The organism is Cronobacter sp. HA18006 (assembly GCF_011605445.1).
In the GTDB taxonomy this organism is placed as follows: Bacteria; Pseudomonadota; Gammaproteobacteria; order Enterobacterales; family Enterobacteriaceae; genus Cronobacter; species Cronobacter sakazakii.
The window spans coordinates 1-22443 of the sequence record NZ_JAANQB010000026.1 but is presented as its reverse complement, the minus strand read 5'-3'; the positions used below and the strand labels follow the sequence as shown (position 1 = coordinate 22443).

The following is a 22443-nucleotide window of genomic DNA, read 5'->3' as shown; positions in this document are numbered from 1 at the left end:
AGCATAAGGTGAATGTGTATGGGGAAGCCAGCCGCCAGAGCGCTAATTGATAAAGGCGCGCATTTGGGTTTAATACAGACAGGGAGTCCAAATGTAATTATTGGTGGATTTCCTGCAGCAAGAAAGACTGACGGTTTATTGTGCAAAAAACACGGTCAGGGAATAATAGTCGGTGGTTCTGGCACGGTGTTTGTTAATGGGCTTCCTCTTGCCCGGTTGGGAGATCAGACCCAGTGTAATAAAGCTGCGGCTCCTAAAGACAAAACCGCCCCACCAAAATATTGGGGAGCAACGGTAGCAAAAAAAGCAGGGCCAGATGGCGTTATTCATGGTGATAACTATGATGCGCGAGCACTGGGGGCGTATGCCAGCCTGGAGGATAAGTCTGGAACAGGCAGGTTCGACACGGCAACAATTGGCTTTGCTTTACAAGACTTAGTGATAGGTAATATGAAAAGCCAGTCGTTAATCCGTGGCGAAATGCGCACCAAAGTAGCAGCCGCCAATGCTTCAGGAACCCTTTATGTTACTGAAAAAGATATGGCAACCGGCAGTGCCAATGCTACCGCTACTGGTGTTCAGTATGGTGCTACAGGTGCAATTGGTAAAGAAGGCGGTCTGTATATGAGCGCAGGCGGCGATTTTACGTTCGGCACAGCTGAAGCTAAAGTGATCAGTGAAGTTTATCGTGGTGGTAAAGGGAAATATGGTTTTTCAACTGAGATTGGTGCTGAGGCAGCGGCCGTCAAAGGAGAGATTACAACTAAAAGCGACATCCTCGGAGTGCTGACAACAGAAGGTAAGATTGGCGGGTCCTTAGGGAGTGTAGGCGCGTCTGCAGGAATGGCGTTGTTGGTTGATGAAACCGATTACTCTTTGAATGTAAAGGCCTCTGGTGAGCTTGCGCTTGCGTTAGGTATCAAAGGGGATGTAAATATCAAATTCGCCCTAAAGCCGCTATATGATAAATGGATTGACTTTCACATTCATTTAATTAAGCTTGGGGCTGAGTTTATTTATGGTGATCAGAAAAATAAAAACGTCGCTACTAAATCTGTGTCGGAGGATGGAATAATAATTAGTGGTTGCGGAACGGTCTTGGTTGGAGACTAAGCACGACAAAAAGGGTGCAATATGTCATATTTGGTATTTGCTGTTTTTGTATTAATGGCATTATATGTAATCTGGAAAAGTAAACTCCCTTCTGGAAAAAAAGGTTGGCTTTATTTTATTTTAAAAATGGTTGGTATTTATGTTATAACCATGGTTTTGGCCTCGATTTTATTTATCCTGGAGAATTATTTCTTCGTCATTCCCTATGGGGCTGCCGAGCGATACACAGGAATAAGCTTTCTTTCGCTGGCGACACTGTGGGGGATCCAGTTTCTGATGAGACTGTTCCTTTCTTTATTTGGTGGTATGTTGAAGTTCCATGAGAAATACAATAGTGATAATTATGAAAAAATTAAGGGATTTACCAATAGCCTCTCCCCATCACCCTTGCTTGTATTAAGGTTGTTTTTGTCGGTAGGGGCGATTTTAATATATTACGGCATTTGGTTGAGCTAACATTGAAAGGGCTTTTTATGGATTTCGATATTGAACACAGCTTTCCGGTTACGCTGGATTTCAGTAAAAATGAAGCCGAAGAAACGTTTTGGAAATGTTTGTATACGGCTCCTGTGCAGGAAAACCTTCACTACTGGGTTATTTTGCCTAAGTATGTTAAACCCGTTGAGCTTGAACCAATCGAATTTAAAGACGTAGCCTTAACTAATATTGGGCGCTATATCTCACAAGAGGCTTCTTTTTATATGGAGGTCTGGGTGGCTTATGAGAATGCGCCGTGGGAAATGAATCCATCTGACTGGTTGTTTAATAAACTCTCACTGATGGGTGAGGAAATTCTCCATAAGCGAATTATCAATCATCCTTCTGGTGCCGGTAAATTTGCAGATGTGCTTACATTCAAACGTCTTAACTCTGGTGAGAAAGTTATATCAAGATTCACGGTGCAGAAGGATTATAACCCGGTAAATGGTGGCGGCAATTACTTCCTATTGAAAGCATCCTGTGCAGAAAATGACTATGAAAATAATGCAAAAATTCTTCATTTTACTGCAGTCAACTGGGATCTTTCACACAGAAGTAATCTTTTACTAGCGGAGTTGCTCTCTACCGCAACGGCAGGCAAAGAGAGCGGGATTTCTTTCAAAATCCCTGACTCATGGGCTTCTAAAGTTATTGCAGATAACAGACTGGTTATTGAACACACCTTTAATGATATCAACCATGGTGTGATTAATTTATGTTTCTTCGCGAAGGTGGCCTATATCTCGCCAGAGCAGATTTTCACGATGGCGACCTCGCGGTTTAATAAACATGATAATGCAGTCGCACTCAGCGCCGATGGACCTAAAAATATCGTTAATGATATGAATGAACGTTTAGATGATGTGCTTTTTGAGTGGAATGGTGAAATCATAAGCGCCGCTGAAAAGGTACGTGCGCTTTACAAGGCTTATGTCTTTGGCTGCGATGACGTATGGTGTTATGCAGAAATGGTTGGGCCTCATATGAACCACAAAGATTACTATTTTGAAGCAAACATTAGATGCCTTGAAATAATTCTGGCAACCTTTGATAAAGATCGCGGTGCTATTGAGAATTAATACTTTTTTATCTGTATATAAAATTTATCTTAAAATCATTAAAATCTATTATAACGCATAGGCTATTTTTTATATTTTGCAGTAGGCTATGGTTAAGCTAAATAAACAGAATTTTCTCTTTTTGTGGGGCATTGCCGTTAAGGTTAAGAAAATGAACAACAGAGAAAAGCCCAGCGTGCTTTTGGTGTTGCTTCCGGCACTGTCATAAGACCACTGCGTCAACCAATCACCACTTTGATGCTTAAATTAAAAATCCTCGGATCCGGCTTTCCTTCCTTTCAGCATTGACTGTTCGTGAATATAGAGACTGAAGTTATGCTCAACCGAATCACCGTTCAGCTCCCGGTCGAGGGGCTGCTTTTCTGGAAACTCTCCGGGCGCGAGGCGCTGTCGGAGCCGTTCATGTTCACCCTGACGCTGCTCGGCACCGACGCGCGGGCCGACCGCAGCGCGCTGCTGGGCCAGCCGGTGACGGTGACCATCCCGACCCAGGCGCTGATGACGCCGCGCTACCTCAACGGCAAGGTGACCCGCGTGGCGGTGAGCGCGGTGGAGCTTTCCGGCACCCGGTACGCGGCCTACGAGCTGACGGTGGAGCCGGACCTGTGGCCGATGCAGCGCGACCGCAACCTGCGTATCTTCCAGGGGCAGACGGTGCCGCAGATAGTGAAAACCCTGCTCGGCGAGAGCCGGGTGAACATGGAAGAGCGTCTTTCCGGCAGCTACCGCGTCTGGGAATACTGCGTGCAGTACCAGGAGAGCAGCCTCGATTTCATCAGCCGCCTGCTGGAGCTGGAGGGCATCGCCTACCACTTCCGCCACGAGCAGGACCGCCACACGCTCATCCTCACTGACGCCCCCGGCCAGTACGAGCCGTTCCCCGGCTACGAGACCATTCCGTACCATGTGACCCCTTCAGGCGGCAGCACAGACGAAGAGGGCATCAGCCAGTGGGCGCTGGAAGACAGCGTGACGCCGGGCATCTACAGCCTCGACGACTACGACTTCCGCAAGCCGAACGCGTGGCTGTTCCAGGCGCGGCAGAACCCGCTGTCGCCGCAGCCGGGGAGCATTGATGTTTACGACTGGCCGGGCCGGTTTGTGGAGCACGGCCACGGGGAGTTCTACGCCCGCATCCGCCAGGAGCGCTGGCAGGTGGAGCACCGCCAGACCCAGGGCACCGCGACGGCGCTCGGTATCGCGCCCGGCCACACCTTTGTGCTGCGCAACGCCCCGTTCTTCGGCGATAACGGCGAGTACCTCACCACGGTGGCGCATTACCGCTTCGAGGAGAACCGCTACGCGAGCGGCCCGGACAGCAACACCCTGCATGAAATCCGCTTTGAGGTGATACCGGCAGACGTGCCGTACCGTCCGGCGCAGAAGACGCCGTGGCCCAGAACCTACGGCCCGCAGACGGCGAAGGTGGTCGGCCCGCAGGGCGAGAGCATCTGGACAGATAAATATGGGCGCGTGAAGGTGAAGTTCCACTGGGACCGTCTTGGGAAGGGTGACGACACCAGCTCAAGCTGGGTGCGTGTCTCCAGCGCGTGGGCAGGCCAGGGTTTCGGCGGGGTGCAGATACCGCGCGTGGGCGACGAGGTGGTGGTGGATTTCATCAACGGCGACCCGGACCGTCCGCTGATTACCGGCCGCGTGTATAACGAAGCGAGCATGCCGCCGTGGGCGCTGCCTGCCGCGGCGACACAGATGGGCTTTTTAAGCCGCTCGAAGGACGGCTCGCCGGACAACGCCAACGCCCTGCGCTTTGAGGACAAGGCGGGCGAGGAGCAGGTGTGGCTGCAGGCCGAGCGCAACCTTGATACCAAAGTGAAAAATGACGAGTCACATACTGTCCACGGCGCGCGCAGCCATTACGTGCGTAAAAACGAATTGCATCGCGTTGAAGAGAATCAGATTCAGGCAGTTAAAGGCGGCACCGAAATCCTGACGGGAAAGGGCAAGCTGGACGCCGTTGTTGAACAATATGTTCTGGCCTCAGGAACCAAGCTGCGTCTGGTCTGCGGTGAAAGTGCCATTGAGCTCAATGCAAACGGCAAAATAAATCTGATCGGTAAAGAGTTTAATTTCTTTGTCGAAGGGGATGGCTATATCACGACAGGCGGTAAGCTACACCTCAATACTGCCGGTACGCAGCCGGGAACGACGGCGCCGGGGAGTCAGCATAAACAAGATATTGATGCGGCAGTGCAGGAAAAATTCACGCCGGGAAAGAAAAGTAAAGGCGCGCCAGTTCCTACGCACGCGCCAGCTAAAAAACCGGCTCCAACTCCGCCAGCAAAACCAACTCCCTCACAGCCAGCAAAGCCTGCTGCGCCGACTAACCAGAATCAGGATAATTTTTCAAAAATTTCACCGATCATTTTCAAAAATGAAGGCGGTTATGTTAATGACCCTGATGATTCTGGTGGTGCAACAAACAAAGGCATAGCATGGAATACATGGCAAAAATATGCCAAAGAAGATCTTGGTGTTGAGCCTACTCTTGATAATCTTAAAAATATTACCACTGAGCAAGCAGAAACAATTTATCGTAAACGATACTGGGATCCTTCTGGTTTTAATAATATTAAAGACCCAAAGCTTGCTTTAATGTCTTATGACTGGACCATTACTTCCGGTGGGGCAGGTAAACAAATACAGAAATTACTCAATAATGAATTCGGGCAACAGTTAGCTACTGATGGCAAGATTGGGCCCAAAACAATTGAAGCCATGAACAGTGTCAATGACTCCGCGAAACTAACTTCCCGGATAGCTGAAATCCGAAAGGAATATTATGAAAATCTGGTGATCAACAATCCTAAAAATGGTAAGTTTTTGACAGGATGGTTGAATCGAGTCGATCGGTGTTCACAGGTAAATTTTGAATGAATATAAAATTGACGGCTTGCGCATTTTTGATGGGGCTGTACAGCGTTTCAGTAATGGCTGGTGACACGTTTACCGGCCAATGGGAGGGTGCCGTTCAAAATGACTCGACATTAACGCTACGGCTTAAACAGCAAGGAAAAAAATTAACCGGAAGTTACTGTTATATTACTCAGCGAGGCAATCGTATTGATTGTCCGGCCGCCGGGGAGGAAAATCTACGTGGTACTGTTAATAATGATCAGGCTGCTGTTGAATTTACTTCCTCTTTTGGTGGGGGCACGGGACAAGCACAGCTCAGTGTGAGTGGTGATAAAATGTCCTGGAAAATGGTACAGGCACCGGATAAAGGTGAGTATTACGCACCAGAAACCTATAACTTATCTAAGCAGGAAGGTGCAGGCTTATCGGAAACCAGACGATTTACCACAGAAAAATTTAATATAAGCCTTACAAATAAATGTGGGAATTTTTTATCCAAATGTAATGATATGCTTTATTTAGGAATTAGAAAAAGCGATAACAGTGTTATTACCTTAAAAGGCAAATCTCTTTTAGATGATCAAGGCAAGGTCATTGGTTCAGAATATAATAATGCTGATGTGAAATATACTGTTCAATATGAACCGCTGAGGCTTACCGTCAATCAGGGTAATAAAACATTAGTAAATCAGCCTGGCGAATGGTCGAAATAACTTACTTTTAATCAAGCCGGTGTCTGTATTTATAGGCGCTGGCTATACAAACGTTAAGCAATAATGAAAAACAGAATAACACGTTCTCTGTTGTTTATACTGTCATCCATACCGCTATTGTGCGTTGCGGAACAAACCAGCGCAGGTCATAAGGCGTTATGGCAAACCACGCGCGAATTAAAATCCGTATGGGGAAAACAAGCAGAGGATGTTAGTCAGCTTCTTAAACAGCCTCTCGTCCGAACGTTGTCAACATCGGATAATCGCTTCACGTCCGCACCGTTTACATTACTGGACGGTACCCGGCTCAGCGGACTTGATGTTCGCCTTTGGGGCAACGGTGACAAAAGCGTCTCGCTGGTTTCGTTTATTGTTGATACGCCTTGTATCACGCTTGAGCAAGTCAGAGAACATTTCCCTGATGCTAAATTGTTTAACATACCGAAGGGACATGCCGTCGGACAAATGATCGGTTACCGGACTGCAAGAGATGACCGCGGACTTGCCTGGGCTTTTAGTTTCCCGGAACAGGATTCACGGTGTCTGAAACGTATCACGATGGCTAAGTATGAATATTAAGCGCAGGTACTCTTAACCCGCTCTTGATTATTATTTAGCGTACAAATCTAATTACAGGCCCACCATGAAATATACCCTTCAGGAAGGTTCGTTTTCCCTTTTTCCTGCCGCCTGGCAGGACACCAGCATGACGATGTTACGCGATGATGAGAGCGGGTTATCGTTAATTGTCAGCCGCGGCGCAATTCCGGATGACAGCGATTTCGAAAAAGAATTTCACCGCCAGTGGGAGGTGCTGCGCGCACAAATGGGTGAAATCCAACAGAGCGAGTTTGCACGTATCCTGGTCGGACAGCCTTCGCACCGCGCGGTGGAAGTTGAAACCGCGTTTGTACGTCAGGATCAGCAAATCTGGCAGAAGCAATTTGCCGTACAGGCACCTGATGCACCGCGCCTGTTAATTTTCACTCTTTCCGCACTACGCCCCTTCACTGATGAAGATGCGGAACGCTGGAATGCGATTAAACAAAGCCTGACGCTGCATAAATAATGGAATACGTGGCATGAGCGACAAACATGCGGCCCGCCAGGGCGACAAGATTATCCACTCCAGTATCTTTGCCGATATCACAAGCCTTGTGGCTGAAGGTCTCGCGTATGCAGCCATTGGCTCGGCGGTAGCCGTGGCCGCAACGGCTGCCGCACCGCTTGCGGGGGCTGGCGCTGCGGCGGCGGGGCTGGCGGCGATAGGTTCCAGCTGCGCGCTGAGCGGAATTATCGGTGGTATCCTGGCGAACGCCGCAGGGATCACGGATGACATCAGTAATATGGCGACGGGGATCGGCAATGCGATTTTCCCGCCATCACCGGCCGGGACAATCGCTACCGGCTCTGCCAATGTGCTGACCAACAAGCTTCCGGCCGCTCGCGCGGCAGGCAAACTTACGCCGGGCGACACGCCGCCGCCGGAGCCGCAAAAGCCTGGCAGTTTTGCCGACTACGGCGGTATGTTGCTTTCCGCAGCGGCGCAGTTCGGCAGCGAGATGTGGCAGCCTACGGTCGCGACTGCCGCGCCAGGGACCTCGTCGCTGGAGCTGGATACCGTGCTGTGTGATAAACACTCCGGCCCGCAATACCTGGCGGAAGGGTCAAAAAGCGTCTTCATTAACGGCCAGCCTGCCGTGCGCGCCAAAGATCGCACCACCTGCGAAGCCACTATTTCGGACGACGTATCGCCAAACGTCATTATCGGCGGTGAAACGCTGACGGTGCGCAATATCAAAAGCGGTAAAACCGCAGGGCTGGCGGTAGCGATGATTGCTCTTTCGCTCATTCGAGGACGTCCGGGCAACATTCTCAAAAATATGCCCTGCGCTTTAGTGTCTGCAGGCGCCGGTATGCTCACGGATATGGCGATAAACGCCGTTTTCGCCTCATCTCACCCCGTTCATGCCGCTACCGGCGTGAAGGTTCTGAACGATAATAATGAACTGGACTTCTCACTGCCTGGTCGTTTTCCCCTGCGCTGGCAGCGCAGCTATAACAGCTTAACCACCCGCGAAGGATTGTTCGGCCTGGGCTGGGCTACCGCTTTTGACAGCTACCTGACGCTGGAAGATGGCGAAGTTACCTGGTTTGACGAGACTGGCCGTGAGTTGCGCTTTACGCTGCCGCCGCTGAACCAGGCGCTTTACAGTATCAGCGAAGGGCTTATCGTTCGTCGTAATGAGAACGGCGATGTGGCGATCGCCGATGATGACGGTGCCGTCTGGCGCTTATTTAAACCCACACGCGCCAACCCTTCAGTGCTGCGCCTTGCATCGCTAAGCGATGAATATGGCAATGCGCTGGAAACCGGCTGGGATGAACATGGCCGCCTGGTGCGTATTCACGACGCGCCGTGCGCCATTGATGTCACGCTGCGCTATGAGGATAAACGCTTTGCGCAGCGTTTGACGTCAGCCGTGCATTTTGATGGTGAAAGAGAATGGCCGCTGGTCACTTATCGTTACGACGGTCGCGGGCAACTGGCGGCAGTCACTGACGCAGCCGGCATCACGACACGTGAATATCGCTATAACGATGCTGGCCTGATGATCTGGCACCGGTTACCCGGTGGGCTGGAGAGTGAATATCGCTGGGAGCAATTCGATCACTGGCGCGTGGTAGAGAACCGCACCAGTACCGGTGATGGCTGCCGCATCGCTTACGATCTGGCGGCAGGCCTGACGACGGTCACGCAATACGACGGCCAGACGCGCCAGCATTACTGGAACGCGCAGGGGCTTATCACGCGTTTTGTTGACGAACGTGGTGAGAGCTGGCGTTACGAGTGGAATGAACACGATCTGCTGACCCGCCGTGTCGACCCACTGGGTAACGCGACCACCTTTGTTTATGACGACATGGGTAATCGGGTGCAGGAAGTGGATGCTGAAGGCAACATCCGCGCCACGCAGTGGCTGGAGCACCGCGCCTTGCCTGCGGCTATCACCGAGGCGGACGGTACCGCCACGCGTTTTTATTACGATGAACATCATGGGCTGGCGCGCATCGTCGATGCGCTCGGGCAAACCACACTGTTGCGCCGCGACGAGTTTGGTCAAATCGTGGAAGAGGTGGATGCGGCGGGTAACAGCCGCCACCAGGAATACAACGACGCGGGGCAAGTCATTCGCGCGACGGACTGTTCGGGGCGCGTTACCCGTTACCGCTATCACCCGCTTGGTTGGTTAAGTACTGCAATCTCAGCGGATGGCGAAGAGACCCGCTATCACTACGATGCTGCAGGCCGTCCGATCCAACTGGAGCGCCCGGAAGGCTGGGAAGAACGCCTGTTATGGAATGCGCGCGGTCTGCCTGAGGCGCATGAAGGGGCTGACGGCAAGCGCAGCGAATTTACTTATGATGCTGCGGGGCGACTTGTTTCAACCTCTAACCCGCAGGGGGATACCGTGCGCCGCCGCTGGGACAGCCGTGGCCGCCTGATTGCACTCGAAAATGAAAAAGGCGAGACATACCAGTTCCGCTGGGGCGCGGATTCTCTGCTGCTGGAGGAAGAAAGTTTAGACGGCGTGATTACCCGCTACGGGTATGACGCCTGCGGACGCACCATTTTGCGTACTTTCGCCGCCGGGCATTCTGAGGCGATTACCCATACTTTCGCCTGGAGCGCGGCCGGGCAGCTTCTTTCACGCACGACGCCGGAAGGCCAGACCCGCTACGACTACACGCCAGCGGGATTAATCAGTCGTATCGCACTGCATGCTTCGCTTGCGGAAAACGTCTGGAGCCGCGAGGCGGAACAGGAGCTGAGCTTTGAGTATGACGCCCTAGGCCGCGTCATCGGCGAGCAGAGCGAAAACGGCGCGCTGGGCTGGACCTACGATGCGCTCGGCAACCGCACGTCTGTGCAACTGCCCGACGGGCGAATGCTGAAACACCACTTCTACGGCAGCGGTCATCTGTTGTCCATTGCGCTTGATAATCTGCCAGTCACGGATTTTACCCGCGATGAACTGCACCGCGAGCTGAGCCGTACACAAGGGGTGCTCACGAGCCGCAACGAGTATGACCGGCTGGGCCGCCTGACGAGACGCGATGTTTTCACCGGCGATGCGCAACGCCCCGCGCCGCGCCGCTGGTCTCGCCGCTGGGATTATGATTATCGCAACAATCTCATTCGCGAGGAGCGCGACGACAACCCCTTCAGCTGGTACCGCTGGAAATATGACAGCGCAGGGCGTCTGCTGACGCAGGACGGCACACTGCCGGGCCAGGAACAGTGGCAGTGGGACGCGGCGGGCAACCCGCTTGATAACAGCGCGACGCAGACGGTGCGCTTCAACCGCGTGACGCAGCTTAACGGCATTCAGTGGCGTTATGACATTCATGGCCGCACGGTAGAAAAAGATAACGGGCAGACCCGCTGGCGCTACCGCTACGACGGCGAACACCGTCTGACGGACGTTATCAGCCAGCCACGCGACCGCAATAAGCCGCAGGTGGAGGTGAGCTTCCGCTACGATCCGCTCGGGCGGCGCATCAGCAAGACCCGCCGTCAGTTTCTGGCGGGCCAGCCCACCGGTAAAGCGGTCACCACACGCTTTGTCTGGGAAGGATTCCGGCTGCTACAGGAAATCCATGACGAGGTGCCGCTCACCTACGTTTACAGCGACCCGCACAGCTACGAGCCGCTGGCGCGCATCGATGGCACGCAGTCATCGGACATTTACTGGTTCCACAACCAGCCGAACGGCACGCCGGAGCGGCTGACCGATGTGGAAGGCCGGTTGCGCTGGGAAGGGCGAAACAGCGCGTGGGGCAAACTGGCGCATGAGTCGACGCCGTTGCCGACGGGCTATCACCAGAACCTGCGGATGCAGGGGCAGTACCTGGACCGTGAAACCGGGCTTCACTACAATTTATTTCGTTATTATGACCCGGACTGCGGCAGGTTCACGCAGCATGACCCGATAGGGCTGGCGGGCGGTATCAATCTGTACCAGTTTGCGCCGAATGCGCTGGGATGGGTGGATCCTTTAGGATGGATGCCATTGAGCAACCCTGTAAAGCAAGGGCATCATATGGTTCCACATGAGGTTGCTACTCATTTGGGGATAGAACCATTTAACTCACAGACAAAGGTGCCAGCGATGTACTGGGGTGAGTCTCAATGGAGCGGTATCGAGCATAGTGCAATGCATGGCTATAATGGAATTGGTGCGGAAACTAAGCCTTTGGTTAAGCCAGAGCAAGTAATCAAAGCGGGCATGACGAATGATGAGTGGTTAAATTCATTAGAAAACCATTATAACAATCCCGCTTTACAAGATATTCGTGGTGACTTGCATGAAATATCAGCTTCAGGTACGAAAGGAAAAGAAATTATAAAGAATGTAAGCCCTTCAGAGGCATGGGAAGCAACGAAAGAGTGGGCAAAAAATCAAGGTTGTCTCAAGAAGAGGTAAAAATGAAAGAATTACAGTATGCAGTTGATAACATCAACTCGATTAAGAAAATAGAAATAAAAACCAGTCAGGGGAATTTTGATATTTCTTCCCTATTGGACTATACCTTTAAAGGTAAAACTGTAATTAATATTGAAGTGATTGAGCCAGATAAACCTTCTTTTTTAGAAAAATATATTGACGATTATAAAACTATCTTAGAGCCAGTTATTGTGGCTAGTAATCAATTCAGTATTTGTATTAAGGGGGTAACGGGAGAAGAGTTTACTTTTGGGGATCAACAAGAATTGCATGATCCTACTTATAGAATAGGCGTTTATTTATATAAAGATGTCCCTCATACTGGGGAGGAAGTTAATTCATCCGGTAAAAAGGAGTTGTTGGAACGGGCTAGTATTATAAATATTCATGTGATTGCCAGAAGTCTGAGTTGTAATCCCTATCATTCCTCGAAAAAAGATAATAAGGCAGTTCGTTATTTTGGCGGGTTGAGTGAATTAGGTTTTATGCTTACAGACATAAAACTATTAGAATCTTTCTTGAAAGATAAGATACATAATAATGATCTTATAGAAGAGTTTACAACAACAGAACTAGCCAATGAAATCTTTAATGAGGGATTGATGGTTCTGTCATGGGGTAACACGCCGTGGGTTTATTACATTCTTTCTTGTCATGAAAGTAATATGCAGTCTCCTTTCATAGGGTATGAAACTCCTTACAATGGAAAGTACTATTTAAAAGAAGCTATTAAAGAAGTTAGTGTAATTCCTGGTCATGCTTTAAGAAATTGGGATGAGCTAATTAAAAATGAATGGCCAAAAATTAAGATAAACGGGAAAGGTGATTTGCTTTCTTTAAAACTTTATGTAAAAAATGCACTCTCTCAGAATGATACCAACTACCCTATTCCGACCTTTTTAATCGCAAGAGAGGAAAAGACTCCAGTCACAGAACCCCTGCTTGAATCTTATCTCTAACCAAAAAAGATATTAAAAATAGGTTTGGCCAGTTATCACATCTGGCCTGTTAATATAGTAAAATTAAATAGCACCGCATATAAATTTGCTTAAATTATTTATTGCTACCGCAGAGCACACGATAGTGCATGGCGTCAGCTGACGCAGACGGTGCGCTTTAACCGTGTGACGCAGCTTAACGGCATTCAGTGGCGTTATGACATTCATGGCCGCACGGTAGAAAAAGATAACGGACAGACCCGCTGGCGCTACCGCTACGACGGCGAGCACCGTCTGACGGACGTTATCAGCCAGCCACGCGACCGCAATAAGCCGCAGGTGGAGGTGAGCTTCCGCTACGACCCGCTGGGGCGGCGCATCAGCAAGACCCGCCGTCGGTTTCTGGCGTGCCAGCCCACCGGTAAAACGGTCACCACACGTTTTGTCTGGGAAGGATTCCGGCTGCTACAGGAAATCCATGACAGGGTGCCACTCACCTACGTTTACAGCGACCCGCACAGCTACGAGCCGCTGGCGCGCATCGACGGCACGCAGTCATCGGACATTTACTGGTTCCACAATCAGCCGAACGGCACGCCGGAGCGGCTGACTGATGTGGAAGGCCGGGTGCGCTGGGAAGGGCGAAACAGCGCGTGGGGCAAACTGGCGCATGAGTTGACGCCGCTGCCGACGGGCTATCACCAGAACCTGCGTATGCAGGGTCAGTACCTGGATCGCGAAACCGGGCTTCACTACAATTTATTCCGTTACTATGACCCGGACTGCGGCAGGTTCACGCAGCACGACCCGATAGGGCTGGCGGGCGGTATCAATCTGTACCAGTTTGCGCCGAATGCGCTGGGATGGGTGGATCCGTGGGGGTTGTCATGTAGACAAAATACCTGGAATGAATTCCAACGTCAGCATAGAGGTCATTTTAAATCATCTACGGAAGCTGCCGCTGCATATAAGAAACTGGTACATGAACAATCGCCTTGGCCGCTAGATGAACCACCATTAAATGCTACTTTAATTCCCGGTACCAAGGTAAAAATGGCTGTATCTCCGGGACAGCCAGCAACAAGACCCGGCGGATTTGCTACATTTGATGATATTACTGACGTATCTTATGTTCGAAATGAGCTTGCTGTTAAACAGGAATGGAAACCAGACATTGATCGTGTTATCACTTATGAAGTAACAGAGCCATTACCAGTTAAAATTGGTATGGTTGGCCCTCAAGTAGATAAAGGAACCAGTACTTATCTTCCGGGTGGTGGATCACAGGTTGAAATGGCGGTTCCTCCTGCAGAACGTATGAATTATTTAAAAGTTATTGACGAAAAACCAATAAACCCCTGATCTTAATGAGTGAAACATGATTGAAAATTTTTGTGTGGATAATACTAATCTTTGCTGGTCTGTTGATACAAAGGAAATAATTTTATATATAGAGGGCCTTGATCAGGCTATGCTTGATGACCATCGCCAGAAAATTATTATACTATGTAATGCTCGGCCTCTCCCTGATAAATTAGTCGCCTTGGATAAATGTGGAAATAAAATTCATTCTTTTTCTCCACCAGATGGTGCTAACTTTTGTTATTTAACTAAAAATAGTATGCAGGAAGTTTTAGTAGTGTGCGTTTTTAATGAAAAATTTGAAGGGTGGCATGAGTGGCACTTTTCTATTGACATTAAAAACAAAACACTGGTCAAAATGTCTCCGGCTTATTAAGTGGCACAAAGTGTTACAGAAAGTGCCGACTGGGTATACCATGCAAGAATATCTGGCGTTTTCGGATGTCTGCCTGACGCCGATTCCTTACTTTAAATATCTTAAGGCAACGCAACGGTTGAGCAGGGCCACGCACCCGTAATGTCAGTGTGTGACAGTATAATTTCTTTGAGGCAATGGAATGTTTTTCGTGGGATTTGTTTTTTTCCTGGCGTGCGCGCTGTATATCATCTGGAAAGGTAAAACGTCCTTTACTCGCAGGCAGTGGCTTTTCTTTGGTCTTAAGCTTGTCGGCATTTTTATTATTTTCGAGGTCGCCTCTTTCGTTTTTCTCGCGATGGCGCTCGTCTGGAATATCTTCTCTCCTGCCGCAGCTGAACATTATTCATGCACCCTGCTTCTGTCAGCCATTGTGCTGTGGGGATTGCAGTTTGCTTCTGTGGGCATAAACACGCAGTTTTTTCTTATTATGAAATTTCATGAGAATTTCAATCAGGATAATTATCAGACAATACAGTCAGCCGTTAAAAATGTCCGCCCGGTAGCGCCATTAGTACTCAGAGCGGTGCTTTCGCTGGGCGCCGCTCTGATTTATTACGGGATATGGCTCGCCCCGTTTCACCCGCAATGACAGGAATAGTAAATGGAGACTGTAACGTTAATTATAAAAAGCATGCATTATATTATTCCTGTGGCCTTTGTCGGGATAATCATTTACACCATGATAAAAAATAAGAAAACGGATAAGCAGCAACAAGCTATTCTGAATGACCCTCTGTATATAGATGCCGAAATACTGCAAGTGATACCTGGCACCCCTTCCGCAGATGGTATCGTGAACATCAGATTAAAATATCAGTATCCGCTCCCGAATGGGGAGATGATGGTCCAGGATAATGTCCTTACCGCCATAGAAACGATGGACCTATTTAAATTTCAGAAAGGTTTACCTATCCCGGTGATCTGCCTTAAATCCGACCCGCGTCAGAATATGTTGAAGATGCGAAATATACTGGATGTCAGGCTGGAGAATCACAGGTGGCCGTGGCAAAGGAAAAAACAATAAAGGCGACCTTAAAAGAATGAATCGATTGTTAATCTTATTTTCTTTCCCGCACTGCGTTTATCCGCAAGAAAGATAACCGTTCTGTCATGTTCCTCAGCAATATGGACTGAAGTTATGCTCAACCGAATCACCGTTCAGCTCCCGATCGAGGGCCCTCCCTTAAGGATAATATGATTTTCATTCGCCATACTGGAAAGGCTATTACCGCTGCGTTAATAACCTTGTTAATGCTTAGCGGCGCTTCAGCCAGTACATCCTCTGCCAGCCTCTGGCAGTTTATTAGTACGATGCGGTCATCCTTAGCGGATATCAACGTCGCCACGCTTAACCATGCGCCTTTAACATTCCAACTGGATTCTCAGAACGAGTACATCAATTTTTACCGGGCGGGAGATGTCGCGTTTACTGCGTCAGGGAAACTGACCGACATTGAATTACGGCTGAGCAGAGATCTGCAGGAGAAAACGCTGCTGTTTATCTCTCACTGGCAGGGGCGGTGCCTGACGCTTAACGACGTTAAACAGCATTACCCCGTATTGACGATAACCGACACCCCGCGCGGTCATTCGCAAAACGAAGTGACCAGCTACACCACGCCTGCCGGTGCGTCTGGCGAGGCTGTCACGTTCAGCTTTAGCGAGAAAACGCCGGATTGCCTGAGTAACGTCATTATTAGCCGGGATAAGTAATGCCCGGCGCGGCCTGAGTGATGATGCCGGCACGACGCACCGCGCTCGCCGCTGAGCGCACCGCCACACCCGCAAAAGCCTCTATCATCCAGAATCTCGCAGAAAACCTCTTGCACGCCGGGGTAAATAATCCGTTATTTACCCTACCCACCATAATTAGTGGTTCCCCTAAGCTAAATATTATCCTTTCATATAAAAAGCCTTTCTCAGCGCGGTAAGTAAAAGAAAATTCTCTTTCTTTCATGAATATTTCAGCGCGTTATTAGTGACGCTCTCCATAAAAATAGTGCGCGAGTCGTCAGAATTTATCCCAACCATCAATCCTTACAGCCAGTGGAATCAGATTAGTCTGTATATTCAGAATAATGGCGGTTTTTCGATGAGTCACTTATTGGTATATTTGCACAGCAAGCGCGTGGCGTTTGTATAGCGTCTTTTTTACCGCTTCGTTACCTGACATTTCCTGATATGGCTTAACCTCGATCGAGGCTATGGCAGCGGTAGCCGTATTATGAAATTTCATGTCGCCTGCAATATGAAATTAACTAAAACTGCAAAGTGTTTCTGGCAGAGTGTCTGCTGCGCGGCCATAAGCCTGAAAGGTATGCGTCATTTGCTGCTGTGCTGTGATTTACGGGCATAGCCAGGTGGATGTCTCCGGCTCTGGTATGCACCGCATATACACATAGGGATGGAAGTTATGCTCAACCGAATCACCGTTCAGCTCCCGGTCGAGGGGCTGCTTTTCTGGAAACTCTCCGGGCGCGAGGCGCTGTCGGAGCCGTTCATGTTCACCCTGACGCTGCTCGGCACCGATGCGCGCGCCGACCGCAGCGCGCTGCTGGGGCAGCCGGTGACGGTGACCATCCCGACCCAGGCGCTGATGACGCCGCGCTACCTCAACGGCAAGGTGACCCGCGTGGCGGTGAGCGCGGTGGAGCTTTCCGGCACCCGGTACGCGGCCTACGAGCTGACGGTGGAGCCGGACCTGTGGCCGATGCAGCGCGACCGCAACCTGCGTATCTTCCAGGGGCAGACGGTGCCACAGATAGTGAAAACGCTGCTGGGCGAGAGCCGGGTGAACATGGAAGAGCGTCTCTCCGGCAGCTACCGCGTCTGGGAATACTGCGTGCAGTACCAGGAGAGCAGTCTCGATTTCATCAGCCGCCTGCTGGAGCTGGAGGGCATCGCCTACCACTTCCGCCACGAGCAGGACCGCCACACGCTGGTGCTGACGGACGCCCCCGGCCAGTACGAGCCGTTCCCGGGCTACGAGACCATTCCGTACCACGTCACGCCGTCCGGTGGCTCAACCGACGAAGAGGGCATCAGCCAGTGGGCGCTGGAAGACAGCGTGACGCCGGGCATCTACAGCCTCGACGACTATGACTTCCGCAAGCCCAACGCCTGGCTGTTCCAGGCGCGGCAGAACCCGCTGTCGCCGCAGCCGGGCAGCATTGACGTCTACGACTGGCCGGGGCGTTTTGTGGAGCACGGCCACGGGGAGTTCTACGCCCGCATCCGCCAGGAGCGCTGGCAGGTGGAGCACCGCCAGACGCAGGGCACCGCGACCGCGCTCGGCATCGCACCCGGCCACACCTTTGTGCTGCGCAACGCGCCGTTCTTCGGCGATAACGGCGAGTACCTCACCACCATCGCCCACTACCGCTTCGAGGAGAACCGCTACGCCAGCGGCCCGGACAGCAACACCTTGCATGAAATCCGCTTTGAGGTGATACCGGCGGACGTGCCGTACCGCCCGGCGCAGAAGACGCCGTGGCCGCGTACCTACGGCCCGCAGACGGCGAAGGTGGTCGGCCCGCAGGGCGAGAGCATCTGGACGGATAAATATGGCCGGGTGAAGGTGAAGTTCCACTGGGACCGCCTCGGCAAGGGCGACGACACCAGTTCCAGCTGGGTGCGCGTCTCCAGCGCCTGGGCGGGCCAGGGCTTCGGCGGGGTGCAGATACCGCGCGTGGGCGACGAAGTGGTGGTGGACTTCATCAACGGCGACCCGGACCGTCCGCTGATAACGGGCCGCGTGTATAACGAAGCCAGCATGCCGCCGTGGGCGCTGCCTGCTGCAGCGACACAGATGGGCTTCTTAAGCCGCTCGAAGGACGGCTCGCCGGACAACGCCAACGCCCTGCGCTTTGAGGACAAGGCCGGTGAGGAGCAGGTGTGGCTGCAGGCCGAGCGCAACCTTGATACCAAAGTGAAAAAAGATGAAACCCACAGCGTCGGCGGCTCGCGGATACTTTCTGTAAAGCAGGACTACACCGGCAAGGTTGAAGGCAAGCAGGAACACGCCATTCAGATGAGCCGCAATGAGCTGGTCGGGGGGCAGTACGACATCAAAGGCCAGGGCACGGTGACTGTTTCTTCCGCGACTGGCATTCGCCTCGTCACGGGCGATTCGGTGCTGGAAATGAGCGCGAACGGCGAGGTCAATCTCTACTGTACAAAATTCGCGATCAACGCCAGCGGCACAGGGCAAATCAATACCGGCGGCACGCTCGATCTGAACCTCAAAAATGAACCGGACAAAGCGTCAAATGTCGCGCCGACGCCCGGGGATATCCAGAACGAAGTGGCAAAAACATTTAATTCCGACGGAGAGGGACAGGCATGAGCCAGGTGAAATATACGTTATCAGAAGGGACGCTGACGCTGCCGGAAGCCGTGCAGGATCGCAGCATGACGATATTGTCACTGCCGAAAGCGGGTGCCTCCCTGGTGCTGACGCGCGCCTGGGACGTCAAGCCTGGCGAAGAAGAGACTTACCTGAAAAGCCAGGTCGCCAAAATCAAACGTGACATGAAAAAGTTCACGGGTGATGAAGTCACTGATACGCAGGTGGGCGGCAGGCCCGCGCGGGAAGTCGCCATGCGTTTTGAAAACCACGGCGTGACGGTTTATGAACAGCTCGCCACCACCATGCTTGACGATCACCTGCTGGTGATGGCGATGAGCCGCACCGCGCCGTTTGATGACGACGCGCTGGCGGTGTGGGAATCCATTAAAGCGGGGCTGGAATTCACGCCTGGAGAGGGAGCGTAAGCGTGTCCGAACTGTTAGCTGCCCGTATAGATGATCCGCTCATCCACAGCTCTCTGCTCGCCGATGTCGTCAGTGGCGCGGTGGAGGGGGCTATCTGTCTTGCCGCCATAACGGCGGGTTCGGCGATGATGGGCACGGGGCTGGGTACGGTTGCGGGCGTTGTACTGATCGCGGCCGTATTCACCACGGGTATTGCAGAGGACGCCGGCGATCTGGTGGGGCAAGGCGTCGATGCTGTGCTGGATTTCTTCGGCTGGCTCGGCCCGCCGGATGCGATTATCAAGACAGGCTCTCACAACGTACGCATTATGGAAAAAGCCGCCGCGCGCGCGGCGGGCACGGTTGATCACAACTATCTCAATACGCCCATCCCGCAAGAGAGCTTTGGCGATCAGGCGAAGGCATTTGCGATAGGCACCGCGGTTGCCATTCTCGAAGTGGCGCAGTTTACCCTGCACCCGCTGGATAACCTGGCGGCAGGAGCAAGCGCCATCGCCAGCAGCGGCTGGGACGGAGTAAAAAAATTCGCGGGCAGCGTCTGGGATAACTTCACGCAACCCGTCGTGGCGGGCGCCAGCCCGTACGCTAAGGCGGCGCCGGGCGATATCGTGGTGTGCACCAAAGGCCATACGGTGACCGGCACCAACTACCTGGCGGAAGGCTCGAAAAAAGTGCTGATCAATGGCCAGCCCGCGAGCCGCAACGGCGATCGCAGCACCTGCGAAGCCAAAGTCAAAGTTAAAGAAAACACGCGCGTGCGCATCGGCGGCGAAAGCATCGTGGTGCGCGATATCCGCAGCGGTAAGAATTTCTGGGCGCGGCTTATTGGCAACACCATCGGCAGCCTTGGCCCGGCGATTATCCGCAACCTCAGCAAAGGGATGCTGAAGACACTCTTCAGCCGCCAGATCATGAAAACCTTTTGCTGCCAGTTTGCCGCCGATCTCGGCATGGGCCTGACGACATTCGGGCTGATTCAGGCAGGCAAAGTGGGCAGCGAGGCGCGCCAGACGCAGCACCCGGTGGATATCGCCAGCGGCGCGAAAATCCTCGCGGGCGCTGAAGACCGCGATTTCACGCTGGAAGATCGCATTCCGCTCATCTGGCAGCGTGTCTACAACAGCCGCAATCTGGCGACCGGTATGCTCGGCACCGGCTGGCTGCTGCCGTTTGAGACCCGCTTCTTCCGCCTTGAGAACAATCAGTTTATCTGGCGCGATATGTCGGGCCGCGAGCTGGGCTTCGGCGAGCTGACCCCCGGCGACGTGGTGGATTATCTCGAAGACGGCGTCACGCTCTATTACACCGTCAGCGGCACGCTGATGCTCCAGATGACGAGCGGCGAATACCACGTCTACGAACCGGACCCGACGCGTCCGGGCGAGTGGCGGCTGTTCCGCATCTACGATCGTCATGAGAACTGCCAGTACTACAGCTGGGATGAACACGGCAGGCTGGTGCGGATTTCCGGCGACAACGAAGCGCTGGATGTCGAACTGGCGTATGAGAAAACGCATGGCCGCCTCGCCAGCGTACACCAGGTGTGCAACGGCGAGCGCCGCCTGCTGGTGACTTACGGCTATAACGAACACGGCCAGTTGATCGAGGTCACCGACGCGGACGGCATCGTCACGCGCCGCTTCGGCTGGGATCGCGCCAGCGACATGATGGGCTGGCACAGCTACGCCACCAACCTCAGCGTGCATTATCAGTGGCAGCCCGCCGCCGATGCGCCCAACTGGCGTGTGTGCAGTTATCAGGTGCTGGATGACCAGGGCAACGTGCTGGAGCGCTGGCGCATCGATGCCGACGAGGCGAAACGCTGCGCCACGGTCAGCTGCGACGCGGGTTTCTCGACGCGCCACTGCTGGGATTACCTCTACCGCATCACGGAATACACCGACCGCCACGGCGGCGTGTGGCGCTACGAGTGGGCGGATTATGCCGAGCTGCTGAAAGCGGCCACCACGCCGGACGGCAGCCGCTGGGTATACGGCCACGACGAGCACGGCAACCTGACGGAAGTGCGCGACCCGCTCGGCAACAGCACCTTCACCACGTGGCACCCGGTGTTCGCCTTCCCGGTGAAGGAAGTGCTGCCGGACGGCGCCACCTGGCAGTACGAATACAACCCGCGCGGCGATGTGGTCTCGCTCACCGACCCGAAAGGCGGCGTGACGCGCTTTGAGTGGAACGAGCAGGGCGACCTGGTTCAGCAGACCGACGCGCTGAACAACACGCACCGGTTCTGGTGGAACGAGCGCGGGCAGCTGGTGCGCGACGAGGACTGCTCCGGCAACCAGAGCCAGCGGCTTTATGACGCGGCGGGGCGACCGCTGAGCGCCAGTGACGCCGAAGGCAACACCGACCGCTGGACGCTGACTGCGGCAGGGCGTCTGCGCACCTGGCGACGGGCGGACGGCCGCGAGACGCACTACGAATATGACAGCGCCGGGCTGCTGTGCGGGCAGGACGACGACGGGCTGCGCGAGCGCAAGGTGACGCGCAACGCGCGCGGCCAGGTGGTGAGCGCCGCCGACCCGGCGGGCCACCAGACGCGCCTGCGTTACGACCGTTTTGGCCGCCTGACGACGCTGGTGAACCCGAACCGCGAGAGCTGGCGGTTTGAGTATGACGCCGCAGGCCGCCTGACGGGGCAGCGGGATTACGCGGGCCGCCTGACGGAATACCGCCACGACGCGCTGGGCCGGGTGACGGAGGTGATTCGCCATCCGCTGCCGGGCAGCCCGGACGCGCCGCTGGTGACTGCCTTTGAATATGACGTGCTGGGGCGTCTCACCGCCCGGGAAACCGCAGAGCACCGCACCGAGTACCGCCACAACACGCTCTCGCTGGAAATCCGCCGCGCCACGCGCGCCGAATGGCGGCAGGCGCTGCTGGAAGAGCGCGAACCTGAGTGGGACGCCGTGCTGGTTTTCACCCGTAACGCGGCGGGCGAGCTGGTGAGCGAGGAGAACCACGGCGGGAAGTTTGAATACGGGTACGACGCGCTGGGCAACCTCAGCAGCACAACATTCCCGGATGGCCGCGAGCTTGCCACGCTGCGCTACGGCACCGGCCACCTGCTGGAGATGCAGCTGCGCCACGGCGGGGCAATGCACACGCTGGCGGCGTACGGCCGCGACCGGCTGCACCGGGAAATCTCCCGCAGCCAGGGCGTGC

At 53.2% G+C, this 22443-nt stretch carries 17 protein-coding genes and 1 pseudogene; 17 read left to right on the top strand and 1 reads right to left on the bottom strand.

Features of this window, described 5'->3' with window-relative positions; translation table 11 throughout:
- Positions 1-18 precede the first annotated feature (18 nt).
- The 14 genes and pseudogenes from G9X48_RS20265 (at position 19) to G9X48_RS20200 (ending at position 16200) form a co-directional block, all read left to right on the top strand.
- Complete coding sequence (locus tag G9X48_RS20265; protein WP_097640622.1) at positions 19-1113, top strand: PAAR domain-containing protein; 1095 nt, start codon at positions 19-21, stop codon at positions 1111-1113.
- Positions 1114-1134: 21 nt separating this feature from the next.
- Positions 1135-1569, top strand: coding sequence for a hypothetical protein (locus G9X48_RS20260; RefSeq protein ID WP_097573877.1), 435 nt, complete (start codon positions 1135-1137; stop codon positions 1567-1569).
- A 17-nt stretch (positions 1570-1586) separates the two neighbouring features.
- Complete coding sequence (locus G9X48_RS20255; protein WP_041460909.1) at positions 1587-2672, top strand: hypothetical protein; 1086 nt, start codon at positions 1587-1589, stop codon at positions 2670-2672.
- A 315-nt stretch (positions 2673-2987) separates the two neighbouring features.
- Complete coding sequence (gene tssI / locus G9X48_RS20250) at positions 2988-5567, top strand: type VI secretion system tip protein TssI/VgrG (RefSeq protein WP_097640621.1); 2580 nt, start codon at positions 2988-2990, stop codon at positions 5565-5567.
- On the top strand, positions 5564-6259 hold the full coding sequence (locus G9X48_RS21325) for a hypothetical protein (protein ID WP_176687329.1): 696 nt from the start codon (positions 5564-5566) through the stop codon (positions 6257-6259). The genes tssI (G9X48_RS20250) and G9X48_RS21325 overlap by 4 nt, the downstream gene beginning before the upstream one ends.
- Positions 6260-6322: 63 nt before the next feature.
- On the top strand, positions 6323-6838 hold the full coding sequence (locus G9X48_RS20240; RefSeq protein ID WP_234006922.1) for a hypothetical protein: 516 nt from the start codon (positions 6323-6325) through the stop codon (positions 6836-6838).
- 64 nt (positions 6839-6902) lie between these two features.
- Positions 6903-7328, top strand: coding sequence for a DcrB-related protein (locus G9X48_RS20235; protein ID WP_007872472.1), 426 nt, complete (start codon positions 6903-6905; stop codon positions 7326-7328).
- Positions 7329-7341: 13 nt separating this feature from the next.
- Positions 7342-11748, top strand: a complete 4407-nt coding sequence (locus tag G9X48_RS20230; RefSeq protein WP_243760759.1) for an RHS repeat-associated core domain-containing protein — start codon at positions 7342-7344, stop codon at positions 11746-11748.
- Positions 11749-11750: 2 nt separating this feature from the next.
- Entirely contained in the window at positions 11751-12728 is a 978-nt protein-coding gene (locus tag G9X48_RS20225; RefSeq protein ID WP_097640620.1) for a hypothetical protein, read from the top strand.
- Positions 12729-12833: 105 nt separating this feature from the next.
- Positions 12834-14069, top strand: a pseudogene (locus G9X48_RS21560) (RHS repeat-associated core domain-containing protein); the annotation flags it as partial.
- Positions 14070-14085: 16 nt separating this feature from the next.
- Positions 14086-14445 carry a hypothetical protein gene (locus tag G9X48_RS20215; protein ID WP_133067117.1) on the top strand — a complete coding sequence of 120 codons (360 nt, stop codon included), beginning with the start codon at positions 14086-14088 and terminating at the stop codon, positions 14443-14445.
- Positions 14446-14626: 181 nt separating this feature from the next.
- Positions 14627-15076, top strand: a complete 450-nt coding sequence (locus G9X48_RS20210; RefSeq protein WP_097640619.1) for a hypothetical protein — start codon at positions 14627-14629, stop codon at positions 15074-15076.
- A gap of 12 nt (positions 15077-15088) precedes the next feature.
- Complete coding sequence (locus G9X48_RS20205; protein WP_007832645.1) at positions 15089-15511, top strand: hypothetical protein; 423 nt, start codon at positions 15089-15091, stop codon at positions 15509-15511.
- Between the two features lie 170 nt (positions 15512-15681).
- Positions 15682-16200, top strand: a complete 519-nt coding sequence (locus G9X48_RS20200; protein WP_097640618.1) for a hypothetical protein — start codon at positions 15682-15684, stop codon at positions 16198-16200.
- On the opposite strand, the gene G9X48_RS20195 is transcribed toward G9X48_RS20200, so the two are convergent.
- A complete protein-coding gene (locus G9X48_RS20195) occupies positions 16184-16444 on the bottom strand; it encodes a hypothetical protein (RefSeq protein ID WP_097640617.1) in 261 nt (86 codons plus the stop codon). The two genes, G9X48_RS20200 and G9X48_RS20195, sit on opposite strands and share 17 nt — an antisense overlap.
- A 456-nt stretch (positions 16445-16900) precedes the next feature.
- Between G9X48_RS20195 and tssI (G9X48_RS20190) the strand changes: the two genes are divergently transcribed.
- The 3 genes from tssI (G9X48_RS20190) to G9X48_RS20180 form a co-directional block, all read left to right on the top strand.
- Complete coding sequence (gene tssI / locus G9X48_RS20190) at positions 16901-18832, top strand: type VI secretion system tip protein TssI/VgrG (RefSeq protein ID WP_014729882.1); 1932 nt, start codon at positions 16901-16903, stop codon at positions 18830-18832.
- Complete coding sequence (locus G9X48_RS20185; RefSeq protein WP_012126135.1) at positions 18829-19260, top strand: DcrB-related protein; 432 nt, start codon at positions 18829-18831, stop codon at positions 19258-19260. Before tssI (G9X48_RS20190) ends, G9X48_RS20185 begins: the two co-directional genes overlap by 4 nt.
- 2 nt (positions 19261-19262) lie before the next feature.
- The coding region (locus G9X48_RS20180) for a DUF6531 domain-containing protein (RefSeq protein WP_166499973.1) at positions 19263-22443 on the top strand (3181 nt) is incomplete at its 3' end.